10 protein-coding genes and 3 pseudogenes are annotated in these 14,836 nt (G+C 36.9%); 8 read left to right on the top strand and 5 right to left on the bottom strand.

Features of this window, described 5'->3' with window-relative positions:
• The 3 genes and pseudogenes from BC008_RS51000 to BC008_RS43885 form a co-directional block, all read right to left on the bottom strand.
• Positions 1 to 155, bottom strand: a pseudogene (locus BC008_RS51000) (peptidylprolyl isomerase); the annotation flags it as partial.
• Between the two features lie 1,065 nt (positions 156 to 1,220).
• Positions 1,221 to 1,859 (bottom strand): annotated as a pseudogene (locus BC008_RS51950) (caspase family protein); the annotation flags it as partial.
• Positions 1,860 to 1,871: 12 nt separating this feature from the next.
• Entirely contained in the window at positions 1,872 to 2,291 is a 420-nt protein-coding gene (locus tag BC008_RS43885; RefSeq protein WP_027846961.1) for a Pepco domain-containing protein, read from the bottom strand.
• A 531-nt stretch (positions 2,292 to 2,822) separates the two neighbouring features.
• On the opposite strand from BC008_RS43885, the pseudogene BC008_RS47230 reads away from it, so the two are divergent.
• Positions 2,823 to 3,056 (top strand): annotated as a pseudogene (locus BC008_RS47230) (mechanosensitive ion channel family protein); the annotation flags it as partial.
• 163 nt (positions 3,057 to 3,219) lie between these two features.
• Here BC008_RS47230 and BC008_RS43880 read toward each other — a convergent pair.
• Positions 3,220 to 4,344 (bottom strand): DegT/DnrJ/EryC1/StrS family aminotransferase, encoded by a 1,125-nt coding sequence (locus BC008_RS43880; protein WP_027846814.1) that lies wholly within the window; start codon positions 4,342 to 4,344, stop codon positions 3,220 to 3,222.
• A gap of 332 nt (positions 4,345 to 4,676) precedes the next feature.
• Here BC008_RS43880 and BC008_RS43875 point away from each other — a divergent pair, with 332 nt between their 5' ends.
• Positions 4,677 to 5,456: an ABC transporter permease gene (locus BC008_RS43875; protein WP_027846815.1), complete on the top strand. Its 780-nt coding sequence runs from the start codon at positions 4,677 to 4,679 to the stop codon at positions 5,454 to 5,456.
• A gap of 297 nt (positions 5,457 to 5,753) precedes the next feature.
• On the opposite strand, the gene BC008_RS43870 is transcribed toward BC008_RS43875, so the two are convergent.
• Positions 5,754 to 7,619 carry a hypothetical protein gene (locus BC008_RS43870; protein ID WP_153009683.1) on the bottom strand — a complete coding sequence of 622 codons (1,866 nt, stop codon included), beginning with the start codon at positions 7,617 to 7,619 and terminating at the stop codon, positions 5,754 to 5,756.
• A gap of 998 nt (positions 7,620 to 8,617) precedes the next feature.
• Between BC008_RS43870 and BC008_RS43865 the strand changes: the two genes are divergently transcribed.
• The 6 genes from BC008_RS43865 (at position 8,618) to BC008_RS43840 (ending at position 14,805) form a co-directional block, all read left to right on the top strand.
• Positions 8,618 to 9,841, top strand: coding sequence for an ATP-grasp domain-containing protein (locus BC008_RS43865; RefSeq protein ID WP_027841910.1), 1,224 nt, complete (start codon positions 8,618 to 8,620; stop codon positions 9,839 to 9,841).
• 525 nt (positions 9,842 to 10,366) lie between these two features.
• Positions 10,367 to 11,254, top strand: a complete 888-nt coding sequence (locus BC008_RS43860; RefSeq protein WP_027841911.1) for a succinate--CoA ligase subunit alpha — start codon at positions 10,367 to 10,369, stop codon at positions 11,252 to 11,254.
• A 131-nt stretch (positions 11,255 to 11,385) separates the two neighbouring features.
• The gene (locus tag BC008_RS43855; protein ID WP_027841912.1) at positions 11,386 to 11,628 is read left to right on the top strand and encodes a hypothetical protein; all 243 of its coding nucleotides are present in this window, start codon (positions 11,386 to 11,388) and stop codon (positions 11,626 to 11,628) included.
• Positions 11,629 to 11,961: 333 nt separating this feature from the next.
• Positions 11,962 to 12,789, top strand: coding sequence for a tryptophan synthase subunit alpha (gene trpA / locus BC008_RS43850; RefSeq protein WP_027841913.1), 828 nt, complete (start codon positions 11,962 to 11,964; stop codon positions 12,787 to 12,789).
• A 398-nt stretch (positions 12,790 to 13,187) separates the two neighbouring features.
• Complete coding sequence (locus BC008_RS43845) at positions 13,188 to 13,838, top strand: hypothetical protein (protein WP_027841914.1); 651 nt, start codon at positions 13,188 to 13,190, stop codon at positions 13,836 to 13,838.
• A gap of 10 nt (positions 13,839 to 13,848) precedes the next feature.
• Positions 13,849 to 14,805, top strand: a complete 957-nt coding sequence (locus BC008_RS43840) for a DUF1822 family protein (protein ID WP_027841915.1) — start codon at positions 13,849 to 13,851, stop codon at positions 14,803 to 14,805.
• The last annotated feature ends 31 nt before the right edge of the window (positions 14,806 to 14,836 follow it).

Raw genomic sequence — 14,836 nt, 5'->3', positions numbered from 1 at the left:
CTATGAAACACTAGCCCATTGTAAACACCGCGTTGCACTAAATCTACAAAATTTCCAGCAGTAATGGGAGCGTTGTCACCATCTAATTCGATGGTGATTGGCGAACCTCCAACAGTCATTACTACAGTTGCTTTGCCTTCTAATCTTGGTAAGTTTGCAAATACCTTAGAAAGTGACGTTGAGTTTCTCTGTGGATTATTACTTTTTGGTAGTTCAGTCATTATCGGTGAAGAACTTGCAGGATTTGATGGCTTTGAAGAAGGAGAACTAGGAAGTGTCTCCGGTAAATCACTGGTATTAAAAAACACATTAACAACTATTACTGCGATCACCAAACCTCCACTTCCTAATCCAGCCCACTTCAAAAACTGCCTGCGGTTGATTGGCGTTGGGGATATAGTAGTTGTAGTTTGTGTTTGGCGTCTCCCTGCTTCTTGTTGCTGCTTTATTCTCTCTTGTTCCTGCTGCTTTCGCTTTTCAGCCTCTTGTTGCTGTCTTATTCTCTCTTGTTCCTGCTGTTTCCGTCTTTCAGCTTCTTGTTGCTGCTTTATTTTCTCTTGTTCCTGTTGCTTTCGTCTTTCAGCTTCTTGCTGTTGCTTTATTCTCTCTTGTTCTTGCTTCTTGCGTCTTTCAGTTTCTTGTTGCTCGCGTAATCTCTGTGCTTCCTGCTGTTGTCTTTTCCTCTCTGTTTCCTTTCGATCAACAATTAGTTGTTCTATCTGCAATACTTCTTCATCACTAAGCTGTAAAGATTGTCGTAGGTTCCTTAACTGTTTACGACTAGCTTCAGTTAGGGGAAATTCTTGTTCTACTGCTTGAGAGAATCTTTGCCGATACTGTGCTAAATTCTGCTGATGTTGCTCTTCCCTTTGAGTATTAATCTCAACAATATTACTCTCAACAGTTCCTCCCCTTCCTCCCTCAGAAGAATTAGGAAATTGAGAATTTGAAAAATCTGTCTGTTTCTGAGCAATTCTTTTAATAGCTTGAAATGCACGTCCCTCAACACCAGTAACTCCCCAAAGTCTTTTCCACAGACTTTCCGCTAATAAAAAATCTCCTTCCAGTTCTGCTTGCTGTGCTCGATCAATTAAAGGTTGTACATCTCGAAAATTAGCAAACTGCTTTAATAGAATAAAATACATTTTGTAAGGCGGATCGGCCTTAAAGTAGGGATACTGTACCAGTCTTCTATGTTGAGTATTTAACTGTGGAACCCTGTTATACAAATGTCGCGCCAGACGCTCAACCGTTGCACAATTACCCCCTCCCTGTAACTTTAATCCTTCCAACAAAGCATGGGTAAACGCACCATGTTGTAACTCATCGATTTCCCAAGATTGTTCATTTGCATTACAGGAATAAAATGTAATTACTCCTTGATGTTCCTCCTCACCAATTCCCAATCCTCCCCTACCACCTTCATCTCGACAAGCATCGATAAATAAAACAACATTATCAGCACCACTGCGACGCAATCGCTGAGTTACATAATCAACAGAAATAGCTGTTCTATCCACTGCTTGGGGGTCGCTATCCAAGAACATTAAATAATCTTGGTCTTGGTATCTTCTACCATGTCCAGCAAAGAAAAACCACAGATTATCTTCTGGTTGCAGCAAAGGTTTTTGAAACTGGAAATTTAAAAATCTTAGAAAACGCCCATGTGTAGGTTGAGTTGGTATGGGTCTACTAGCAGGAATTGGCGGAGAATTTTCCGTAAACAGAAATACCCGATCAAACTTAGCTTCCTGCTGAAACCAAGTTTGCATCGCTTCAGCATCCCGTTGAGCATACTTCAACGGTTGCAAGTTATCGTAGTGATTGATGCCGATCGCGATCGCCCAATTCTTACCCATCTGTTTCGTCGATTATTTCCGCTTAAACTTAAAGGTCATTCCTCCTTTACCTCCAGCTTTTCCCCCACCAATTCCAAACAAGTTGATTTTTCCTTCCCCATTAATTTCCACAGATAACTCTACTTCATCAAGTTGTATTTTGGAATTTGATGTTTCTGCTTCATCCAGCATTTCCCTCATTGCTTGCAGAAACCCTCTCATTTCTTCTTTAAGTTTACTTACTTCTACAGGGCGTCTGGTAATAGCTAATTTTTTCCCTGTCGGTGTATCAAAAACTATTTTTTTCTCATTGGTTTCCGCACCAAGGTATCCTCCTGTATCATCACTTCCTCTAGCACCTCTATAGGTAGATTTTTCATCGGTGGGTGATGTTTCCGATATTTCTTCAGTAATGATCCAAATTTTGTCTGGGGAAGAATTTTCTGATGACATAGGATTTATGTATATGATTTGAACTGCTATGGCTTTAACTCACTTTTAGTTACTGAACTAAAGCACCAATAAATATAGGTCAGAATAAATTACAGATATTCATTACCTACGGTCTGCAAAGGCAATAACAGCAAATATTTTTTTCGCCTATATATTATTTCTGTCTTAGATGCACCAGTTCGATCTATCTTTCTCCTAGTATAGGACTTACGTATAGTACAAAAATACTAATTTAAAGTAACGAGAATACGTTGTTTCAGACTATTTTCAATAACTCCATGATTAAAGTAATTGCGTAAAAGGTATCGGAAAATTGATGTTTAATGCCTAAAATACATGCTTCATATTTTTCTCATTATGTCAATGCGTAAGTCCTATAGTATTATAAATACAGACCGCAAAATATTGTTGAATATTAACCTGATATTTACAACTAATATAAGTTTTACTCATTCAGTTTGAGTTTCTTTAAATTTCAAGAAAACTCTAGCTTTTGGTTTAAATATGGCAAAAGACCAAGAATGGAGTTAACGCATTCTTGATACTCCCGAAGTTTTAGGAATAGAGAATTTTGGTGACAGAGGTGTAACCATTCGGGTGTGGATCAAAACCCAACCTTTAAAGCAGTGGGAGGTCGCCAGAGAATACAGGCGTCGCGTCAAAATTGCCTTTGACGAAGCAGGAATTTCTATCCCTGTACCCCAGCAATCAATTTGGCTCAATGAAATTCAATCTTTACCATCTCGATTGGGGAGTAGGGATTAGGTAATTGTTAATGGATGATTATCATTGGTAAATATTTTCTTTTCTTTAACTACCTTATTCCTTATCCCAAACCCCAATCCGCTCCTATGAGCGAGCAGCTTGCGCCACCTTAAGCTCTACAGCTTGCTGCATTAGGCGGGCGGTTTTCTCAGACGGGTCACTTCTAACCCATAATTTCTTTTAAGCTGCGAATCACTCGATCTTGTTGTTCTTCAGAAAGCTCTGGAAACATAGGTAAAGATACAACTTGATTGCAAACTTCTTCAGAAACTGGTAATGAAGAGATTTGATAACCCAAGTGTGCATAAACTTCTTGTAAATGCAAAGGACGAGGATAGTAAATCATTGTATTTACACCTCGTTCTTGTAATTTTTCCCTTACTAAGTCGCGTTTATTATCGAGTACTCGAATTGTGTATTGGTTCCATACTCCTTGTCCTCCTGCCAATTGTTGTGGAGTAATAATACCGGGGACCTGTGAAAGTTGCTGATGGTAACGATATGCTATTCTTTGTCTCTGTTTGTTCCAAATATCTAAATAACGCAGTTTAATTTGCAAAATAGCTGCTTGAATTGTATCTAAGCGACTATTAACACCTATATACTCATAGTGATATTTGGATTTTTGACCGTGGTCCTTGAGTACTCTTAGCTTTTTCGAAATTTCGTGATCGCTAGTAGTTATTGCACCTCCATCACCACAAGCACCAAGATTTTTGGTGGGATAAAAGCTAAAGCAACCTACTTGTCCGATACTTCCGACTTTTTGTTCGCCCCAAGTTGCTCCTGTAGATTGAGCGCAGTCTTCAATTACAACTAAATTATGCTTAGTAGCTAAATCCATTAATTTAGTCATATCAACCGGTTGTCCAAACAAATGAACCGGGATAATAGCTTTTGTTTTAGGTGTAATTGCAGCTTCAACTTGCTGTAGATCGAGGTTAAATGTGGCAGGATCTATATCAACGAAAACTGGTTGCGCCCCCGCACTACTAATAGTTTCGGATGTAGCAATAAAGGTAAAAGGAACTGTAATTACTTCGTCACCTGCACCAATATCGAATGCACGTAAGGCTAGATAAAGAGCATCAGTACCAGAGTTGCAAGCGATACATTCAGAGACACCATGATAAGTAGCAAACTGTTCCTCAAAACCTTCAACGAGCGGACCGCCAATATAGCGACCGGAAGCTAAAACCTCGAGGACAGCTGCACTTATTTCTGCTTCCATAGCAGCATACTGTTGTTTAATGTCAAAAGCAGGGATAGATTTTACAGTTTGAATCATAAATTTTTATGTGTGTTTAGAAAGATAGATACCAGTATTTACCAATATTTAATTTAGGCCAATCAATTTGGAATAATGGCATTTTTCATCATAGAAGGAGTAAAAAGCTGTCGTCTTTAATACTATTTGCCCAAGCATTTTTACTTGCTTTTGCATGGTATGTTATTGTAAACGCAATTGATATGATTGCTACTTTAAGCTGAAAATATTTGCCAATATTAGGCCATTAAGCTTTTTGAAAGCAAGGAGTTTAAAAATTGGTCGAATAGATTAGGTGGGATTTTTTGCATCATTACCCATCACTATCTTTGGTTATTACTGATTCGAGTCAAATAATGAATATTATTCAACTCACTTTTGCGGACTTAGTTAGCGCATTAGCATTAATGGGGATAGTTATAGCCCTATCTGCTTGGGAAAAATTAGGGTTAGAACTAAAATTTGCGATCGCAACTGGTAGAACTCTTCTCCAGGTAGTGGTGCTGGGATACATTTTGGATATTGTATTCACTTTGCATAGTATGTGGGCTGTTTTGGCGATGTTAGCAGTAATGCTTTCAATTGCGGCAATTATCGCACGCAATCGCATCGAACAAAAAAATCCCTTTATGCTTCCTTTGGTATGGGTTTCAATGCTTTTTAGTAGCACTGTGGCTATTATGTATATTAATTTACTGATAATTCAACCAAAGGTATGGTTTGAGCCCCAATACTTGATTCCTATTGCTGGGATGATTTTAGCCAGTGCAATGAATGCAGCAGCAATAGCAGGAGAAAGACTTGTAAAAACGATTAATTCTAGCCAGCAAGAAATTGAAACCCATTTGAGTTTGGGTGCATCTCCTCAACAAGCAATTCGACAATATCGTCAAGAAGCAATTCGTGCTGGGTTAATTCCTAGTATTAATCAGATGACAATTATTGCGATGATTGCAATACCAACATTCTTCTCCGGACAATTACTTAGTGGAGTCAATCCCCGTGAGGCAGCATCTTACCAAATTTTAATCGTGTTTGCGATCGCTTTTACTAATTTACTGACCTCTTTGTTGGTAACTTGGGGAATTTGTCGTCAGTCTTTTAATTCGGCAGCACAGTTGGTTGTTAGGTAATTGGTAATTGGTAATTGGTAATGGGTAATTGGTATACGCCCGCGCCTAACGGCGTTAGCATTAGCGAAAGCGAAGCGTGACGTTAGTCAGAGGCTTTGCCGACGCCGTAGGCTCTAGCGTGACATTAGCCATATGGTAATTGGTAGTTTTTCTCTACTGACTCCTGACTCCTGTAGAGACGTAGCATGCTACGTCTCTACGACTCCTGACTCCTGACTTCTGTTAGCAAAGCGGTGCGCTATTGCTCACTATTCTGACTTCTGACTCCTGACTCCTGACTCCTGACTTCTGACTCCTTTAGTGAATTTTTGATTCTTGAATCACATTACCTTGAGCATCATAAACAAGAAGTGAGGATTTAGCATTGATACTGATTGCTTCTAAAGCTTGCTGTAACATTTGCAGATGACCGTTGACACTGGCGATCGGTTCAGAATCTCCCTGAAGACTAGCGTCGATTAAGCGTTGCTCTAATGCTTGCTCGTACTCACTGGTAACCCTAACCACAATTTGTTTGTTATTAAAAGTGTATTCGCAAACTATAACTTCACCAGAACAAGTTCTTTCTAAGTCGTTAAGAGTTTTTTCCTGCTCGGTATAAATTTTTAATCTTCGTTGTGCTTTGGTAAGAGCTGCGGTTAAAGGTTCTACTAAAGACTGTGTTTTTTGTGAATAAGATGTATTGCTTGCAATGTTTTGTGCGGTATTTAAAGCCTGTTTCCATTGCACAACAGCTAATTCCAATTGATGACTTCGTTCATAGCTTTCAGCTTGATTTGTGGCGCTGAGAATCTGTTCGTAGGATTTTGCAGCAGCTAACTCTTTGTTGGTACGTTGACGAGCTACAACAAGTTTGGGTTGATATTTTGCTAGCTTCTGTTGCGCTTGAAAATATGCAACACTAGTTTTGGGTATTGGTTTCAAGGCATTAACAACAATTTGCCAAGTAGATTGAGCTTTTTGTAAATCTTTTAAAGAACTCGCTTGTGTTTGTCGCACACTTGCTACTTTTGCTACAGATGAAGCATCTCTAATTTTTTTCAACCATCTCTCCTCACTGAATAATAGCTCATTTACAACTTTCAAGTTTTTACGATACACAGCTAGCTTTGGCTGTACAACGTTATATAGTTCGCTCTTGAGGTTGATGGTTTCTAATGGAGCGATCGCATTACGCCACAATTGCTGTCTGTTCTGGAGTTCTGATAAATTACTAATTTTACCCCAGTTTGCCTCGGTTGCTTGCCTAGCTGTTTGGAAGGCTTGCAATACTTGTTCAATTTGTTCTGATTTTTGAGATAAATTAATAATTAATTCATTTGCTTGGTTGTACTGAGGGGAAATTCCGGGAATTTTTTTTAGCGAATTAATTGCAAGATTAAGTTTTTTATGTCGAACCACCAAATCAGAATCGGAAGCAGCACCTCTTACTAATAGTGGCGATTTTTGTGTCAACATTTCTGCGGTATGAATTTGAGAACATTTTGACACAACGCAAGGGCTACTAAATAAATAGCCCGCAGTTCCAAATATTCCGACGATTCCCATAATTCCACAAATTAAAGTTCCTCTATGGGGTAATTTAGTCTTTGAAGATGGAGAAGATGTTAATATTTCTACTTCGATTTCATTTTCACTCGTATCTCTCAAAACAGGTTCTGGTTCTTCAATTGATTCAGAAGATGAGGGAGCAATCGATGGGAAAGATAAAGCCGCAGTAGAGGAACTACTGGAAATCGCTTCTTCGTTATCTTCTCCGGAATTCTGTCGACTTAAAGTTGCGGGTTCTTTCATTTCAAACTTTAAAGAACATTTTGCATAGGGAAGTTTTGCACCCACAACCCTGATAAACAGTTCTAGATACTGTTGAGACAAATTCAACTCTGATTCTAAAGCTTCTTCTATTACTGTAAAAATTGCTTTAGCATCAACCTTAACTCCTGACGGATGTTCAACTAAAACCATTGTTTGCTTCTTTTCAAAAGCACATCTCACTAGAAAAAATTCTCCAGAGGGAATTTCTGCGCGTAAATATTCTTGCAAAAGCTGAGCCAGGAATTGCAAATCTTTTTCAGAGGTCGATCCCAGACAGTGATTTTGCTGGTTTTGTTCTTCCTCGAACTTAGAATATGAACTTTCTGTATTGGTTGAATGCAGATACACGGTTGAACCCACCACAGCCATAAAACACAAACGACCAATTTTCTAACACAATTTATACAGTTTGTAAGTTATTTTTCACTATAAACTCAGTATTTAAACTTATGAAGGCAACCTTCATAAATTTCATACATCAACCAAAAAATCTTCTGAGAGATGCTTTGAGCCTAATTTGAGCCAAAACATATGCTTTACAAACTAGCTATAGCTACCTGAAAAATGATGAATCCAAGTTGATACTGATTTTTAGAATGAATATGAGAGGTGCAACAAAAAATTGTAAATAACTATAAAAGTAATCCCAAAGTCAAATTTTTCATCACACACAGTTTTTAATTAATCTTAATTTTCTAAATCATAACTATTGTGGACAGATAGCTAGGAGTAAAAAGCCACACTTACATTTATCAACTTTATGGGATAGAACATTATCCCTGCTAAGATGCTTTAACCTTAACCATGTCTTAGAGTTTTATATTTAGACTAAATACAAATATTTGTTTAGTAAATTGTTATTCCAATCTAGAATTTTAAATTCAAAAGAACAAATCAAGTTTTTTTAAACTAATTCCAAAATAAACTTAAATACATTGAGTAAATGATTTAAATTCGAAAAAATCATGATTTTTCAGTATTTCTTATTTTTGTAGCTGTGTACTTCAGTATCTAAAATTCAACTTAAATTTTATCTTTTGTGATTCATTTATGTTGTATGATGAAAATTCTATTTATTAATAGATGATATTTCATTTTCCGCGCAAAGCTGGAGATAAAACTGTCGCAAAACTACCGATGTAAAAATTACATATTAGTAATAGGACAAAGATAGTTGGCTATAAAAATTAATTTACTATTACTACTACATTAGATAGAATTAATAAGTAGAAGTCTTATTTTTATAGCCAAACTAAAGCTAGATTCTGCAATTAAAGGTGCAACATTTCTATTACTACCGATAGCTGCAGAATAGCTTTGTCAACGGCAAATTAGGGTGTATATCAATGGATTTGTTGGAATTCCAAGTTAAAGAATGGTTTAGGATGATCGGCATACCTGTATTGCCTTCTCAACGAATAGATCATCCTACAGATTTAAAAAGATTGAAAATCCGCTATCCCATAGTTTTAAAGTCTCAAGTTCATGGAGATAGACGTACTAAAGCTGGTGGAGTCAGATTCGTAGAGACAACTATTGATGCAATCGCAGCAGCACACAATATTTTTAATTTACCAATTTTGGGTGAACTACCGGATGTCTTGCTTGCGGAAGCAAAATTCGAGGTACATAAAGAGTTTTATTTGGCTGTAGTTCTGGATACTGCTTTGTGTAGACCAGTACTTTTGGGATGTAACGAACCCGATGTAGATTGGGAGCACTCAGAAAATAAGATGCAACATGTGGTGGTGGATCAAGATTTTTCCCCATTTTATGCCCGAAGATTAGCCTTAAAAATGGGTTTACGGGGCAAAATCATGCAATCGGTAAGTGCAATCCTGGAAAAGATGTACCGATTATTTACAGAAAAAGATTTAGAGCTAGTAGAAATTAACCCATTAGCCGTGAGTAGCTCCTCTCAGGTTATGGCTCTTAATGGTAATGTGCGAGTAAACGACCGAGCTATTGCTCGCCATCCGGAAATCGTTACCATGGCTGCGAAAATGACTAAGCGGTCTTATTCACGCCAAGCAAATGTTAATTTCAATACTTGGAATGGTCTGTATTTGACGGGTAATGTTGGGATCGTTGGTAATGGTGTAGGTTCGTTAATGACTACTTTAGATTCGGTTAGCAATGCAGGAGGTAAACCTGGAACCTGTTTAAATTTACGCCATTCTTCTTCGATTGATACCTCAAAGGTTACTTTTAGCGAGCGCCTTGAAACTGCTCTGCATATGATGGCTAATGACAAAAAGACTCATGTTATTTTAATTAATTTTCTGGGCAGTATACCTGCATCTGGAGGAGTAAGTCATGCAATCGAGAAATTTATTCAAAACTTTGAAAGTCAAATTAAACCACCAATGACGCGTTTAAATGGGAATAAAGGTCTTTCTTCTCGAAATTTACCACATTTAGTTGTTCGTCTCGCTGGTTCTGAGTACAAGACAGACCGAAAATATTTAACCGAATTAGAAACTCCTCGTAATTTAGCTTTAACAGTAGTAGAAAATTTAGATGAAGCAGTGGAAAGAACTGTTAGATTAACTAGTTCTGTAAGTTTATAAGGTTGTACTCATGACATCTGAATATCCATGATTACTTAATAATAATTCAGATAAAATCTAACCGAAGAGAATTATAAGTTTTGGGTACAAAACAAAAGGTAAAGTAGGATTTTTATTCTCTATATTCATGGTTATTATTAAGCTTTTTCTCTTTGGTATTAATTAAGCCAATCTCTATTTATTGGAAAAGAATTTGGTGTAATGTAAAAGCAAAGATAATTTTTTAGAAATCTAATATTTCTGGAGATGTAATATATTACATCTCTATTTTTCACGAACGCGACGAATAAAAATTTCGGAGATAATTAATTCCTCTGATTTGATAAGGTATGAAATTTTTCCTTGATTTTTAGTTTGATTTTTAGTTTGATTTTTAGTTAACATTAATATTTAACCCTTTATCTTAGATCGTAGAAAAAACGAACATTATTGATCCTCATTTGCTACTTTATATTCATGCTTGCTGATTTTATTTTCTTTTCCCAATGGCTGGGGTAGTGGGTAGCCCAATTTATTCGAACTCTTATGAATTTAACGCCAAACAGTAAAGTTTTAATCCAGGGTTTTAGTGAATTCATATGTGCATCTCATATTGCTCAAATGAAAGCATATGGCACAAATCTATTAGCAGGAGTGAATCCTGGATATGGTGGACAAGAAATATACGATCTGCCAATGTTTGATTTAGTGGAAGAAGTTGTAGATGAATTTGGAGTAGTTGATACAACAATTATCTGCGTACACTCTTACCAAGTACTGGACGCTGCATTAGAGGCGATCGCCTCAGGTATCCGCCAAATTATTATTATTTCACCTGGAGTTCCACCTCTGGATATGGTGAAGTTAGTGCGTAAAGCCGAGGCAAATGAAACCTTAATCGTGGGTCCTAATAGTCCGGGGATCATCGTACCAAGTAAAATTCTTTTGGGAACTCAACCAGCAGAATTTTATACTCCAGGTGTGGTTGGAATTATCAGTCGCAGTACAACTTTAACCTATGAAGTTGCGCGGGAATTAACAACAGCAGGTATTGGACAGTCAATCAGCGTCAGTATTGGTAGCGATGCAGTGGTTGGTTCATCTTTTAATCAATGGCTACAGATTCTTGATGAAGATGACTCAACTGAAGCTATTGTATTAGTTGGTCAACCTGGTGGAGGTAGTGAAGAAGCTGCAGCTCAGTATATTAAAGAAGCTATTGATAAACCAGTAGTTGCTTACATCGCAGGAACTCAAGTTCCACCAGCAAAGCATTGGCGTCAAACAGGAACTTTAGCAGCAGTCATAGGGCGCGATCCCGACTTTGGTACTGCTAAAAATAAACTAGCTGCTTTGTCTAAAGCAAAAGTTCCTGTTGCAGAACGTCCTTCTCAGATACCCGAATTAGTTAAGAAAATTTTAACTAACGAGTAATTTCGTTTGCTGACTTAGATTGAATTGATAACGGTAGATCCACAGTTGACAACAAAAAATAATAAGTGAATCCATTTTCACTTCAGCTTCGTATAAACCATGAAATGAAATTTTTGCTGAAGGGAGATTGTATGAGAGCTAAATATTTGGCTACACTCGTTACCGTTTCTATGCTGAGCTTGGGATTTATTGGAGCTTGTGCAAACCCATGTGCGGGTAAAACCACTGGTGATCCTGAGACAACACAAGAGGGTGCTAATCCTTGCGCTGCGAAAGATGTCGCGAATCCCTGTGCTGCAAAAGATAATGCTAATCCTTGTGCGGCTAAAGATAGTGCTAATCCTTGTGCTGCAAAGGATGAAACAAAAAACTAGCATTACTGATAGATTTCATATTGCTTGGATCGGCTATTCCAAAAGATGGAATTAATCAAAGGGAAAGAGAAATAATTTTTCTCTCCCTTTAATTTTTTCTTAAATGTTAGCCGTGAGCAAAATTAAACTGTTCTAGGTCAAGCAATTTATTGAATGCAGATATAAAAATAATTACCAATTACCAAAATTACTAGCAAATTTGCATATTTTTGTTGAGGACTTGAGTTGAGAGGCGAAAATGAAGTTACTCTCTATTTTCTTGCTCAGAAAATATAATCTTGTGGGCAAAATAAGTTAATAGATTTTGAATTTTTGAATTTTTGAATCGATCGCATGACTTCTATTTCCAATTCCTTCCAATCCTTAAGGGCTTCCAAATCTTGTGCTTTAATCCCTTTCATTACTGCGGGCGATCCCGATTTAGACACCACAGAGAAAGCTTTGCAAGTCTTAGACCGCAACGGTGCGGACTTTATTGAGTTGGGTGTTCCCTACTCCGATCCATTAGCAGATGGTCCTGTAATTCAAGCTGCTGCAACTCGGGCTTTAGAAAAAGGTACGAAGTTAGAGCAAGTTTTAGAAATGATTGCACGGGTTAGCCCTGAGTTACAAGCACCAATAATTTTATTTACTTATTACAATCCGATTTTGAACCGGGGAGTGAAGGAATTTTTAGCCCGGGTTGCTAAAGTTGGGGTACGAGGATTGGTAATACCGGATTTACCTTTAGAAGAAGCAGAGGACTTGATTCAAAATGCTGCAAATTTTGGGATTGAGGTAACTTTATTAGTCGCTCCTACTAGCTCTACAGAAAGAATAGAGGCTATTACCCGTCAATCCCAAGGTTTTATTTACTTAGTCAGCGTGACTGGGGTAACAGGAATGCGATCGCAAATGGAAAGTAGAGTAGAAGATTTGCTTGTCAGCATGCGAGATATAACTGATAAACCCATCGGTGTTGGTTTTGGAATTTCTGGTCCCGAGCAAGCACGTCAAGTCAAAGATTGGGGAGCAGATGCGGTAATTGTTGGTAGTGCTTTTGTGAAAAAATTGGCAAATGAAAACTCAGTAGAAGGATTACAAGCTGTTGGAGAACTTTGTCAGCAGTTAAAAGCAGCAATAAGTTCTAATGAAGTTGTGGGAAGAGTTTCAGGCTCATAATATAATCAAAACTGATTTTGATATGGGGATTTCCAGAAAATAATTTATACTATATTCTTCCTTTGCAGGAGCGCACCAATGACCAATGTGCGCTAATAGTATATTCTTTTTTTTTGGAAGTCCCTAACAGTAAAAAATATAGCACTACGTAATAAGGTTAGGATATTGGTAAATTCTGTTTTTCCTACGGACACATGCTTAGGCTTTGCCGACGCTGTAGGTATCGTAGCTATAAGCCTCTAGCGTATTGTAGATGTTTTGTTAGCAAAGCTATTTTGACCTGCGGGTGGCGCTATATTTTCTAAATTTTTATGACAAAAATCAAATAATTTGAATAAAACTCTTCCTAAAAACCTGATAGTTTTGAGAGAAATAAAATTCTCATGAAAATATGAAACATGAATGAGCAACAGCTTCAAGAGCTAGCTCTGCAAGCACAAAAACAACCTTTAGGTACAACAGGGAGGCGAATAGCCTTATCGAAATTAATTGATGCTATCTACCGTTCGCAAAAACTGATACATCCGTATAAAGGTCAGTTCCAAGGAATTTATGAATATATTTATCAAGAAGCACTGCAAGACTTATTTCTATATATATGCACAAATATTGATAAATATAACCCTGAACGTGGCAAATTCATAACTTGGATCAATATGTTATTAAGTCGACGTTTTTTTACAGAGGCAATTCCGAAAATAATTGGTCAGACGAATGAAATTAATATTGATAATTCTTTTTTAGATAATCAAGAGAATCTGATGTTTGAAAACGGAGAAAACGAAGATAATTATGTATCAATTTTTCACAATATCAGAAAATATATAGAAACAGACCCACAGGGAATTTTTAAGGAAGCATATATTAAAAAATATCCCCAAGTAAATTTCCAATTTATTGCGATAAAAAGATGGTCGGGTATATCTTGGAAAGATATTTCAGATGAATTGAATATTCCAATCCCAACTTTAAGTAACTTCTATCAACGAACTTTAGAAAAATTTAGCGGCAAATTTAGAGATTTATTTGGATGTCAAGATATTAGCTAGGGTCAAATTAATGAGTGATACAGCAACTTTTTCTACATTTTGCGGTCCAATATCAACTATTGCTAGAATGCGAGCAGAAAAATGGTCTAAGCAGCAAGTTACACCAGAAAAAAGTCAGCAGGTTTTACTTAACACTTTATCTGTATCTTTTGTTGACTTTTACCTTAAATGTATGGGTTTTAAAACCCATATTGAAGCTAGTGAAAGTTGGGATCCAGTACAACAAACCCTTACGGATATAGCTGATTTATTGCTCGAAAATTTAGGAAAATTAGAATGTCGTCCGGTTCAAAAAGATGAAAATTTTGTTTATATCCCACCGGAAGTCCAATCAAACCGTATTGGTTATGTCGCAGTGGCAATAAATAAATCTTTACAATCAGCCGAATTATTGGGATTTTTTAAAGAGACATCAATTGATAATCTACCTATTAATCAACTACAACCTTTAGAAAAATTACTAGAATATCTCGAATCTTTAGAATCTACAAGGTTAAAAAATACCATATCATCTGAAAAGAGACAGGTAAATTTAACAAAATGGTTTGAGAATATTTTTGAAGTAGATTGGCAAACTATTGAAAGTATTCTTTTAGCTAAACCAGGTTGGCAATTTAGAAGTGGTGAAGAAGATTTAAGCGGTTCTGTTGAAAGGGCTAAATTAATTGATTTTGGCATCAAAGCCAATAGAGAATCAGTAGGAATAGTTGTTAATATCAGTCGTGATAAAAACAACTTTGATGATTTAAATATTATTGTCAGCTTATATCCAGGACATGAAAACGAGTACTTACCACCTTTGCTTCATGTCATGATTTTAGATGACGAAGGAACTGCTGTGATGGAAGCTAAAACCAAAAACGATAACAGAAAAATTGAATTAGAGTTTAGTGCTTCTCGTGGAGATCTCTTCAGCATCAAGATAGTTTTAGGGGATGTCAGCGCAATCGAGAATTTTGCGATCTAAACTCAAGTTTATTGATCGATGTAAGTGAAGC

The sequence above is a fragment of the Mastigocoleus testarum BC008 genome (assembly GCF_001456025.1).
GTDB lineage: Bacteria > Cyanobacteriota > Cyanobacteriia > Cyanobacteriales > Nostocaceae > Mastigocoleus > Mastigocoleus testarum.
The sequence above is the reverse complement of the archived record's forward strand: the minus strand, read 5'-3'. Positions and strand labels throughout refer to the sequence as shown.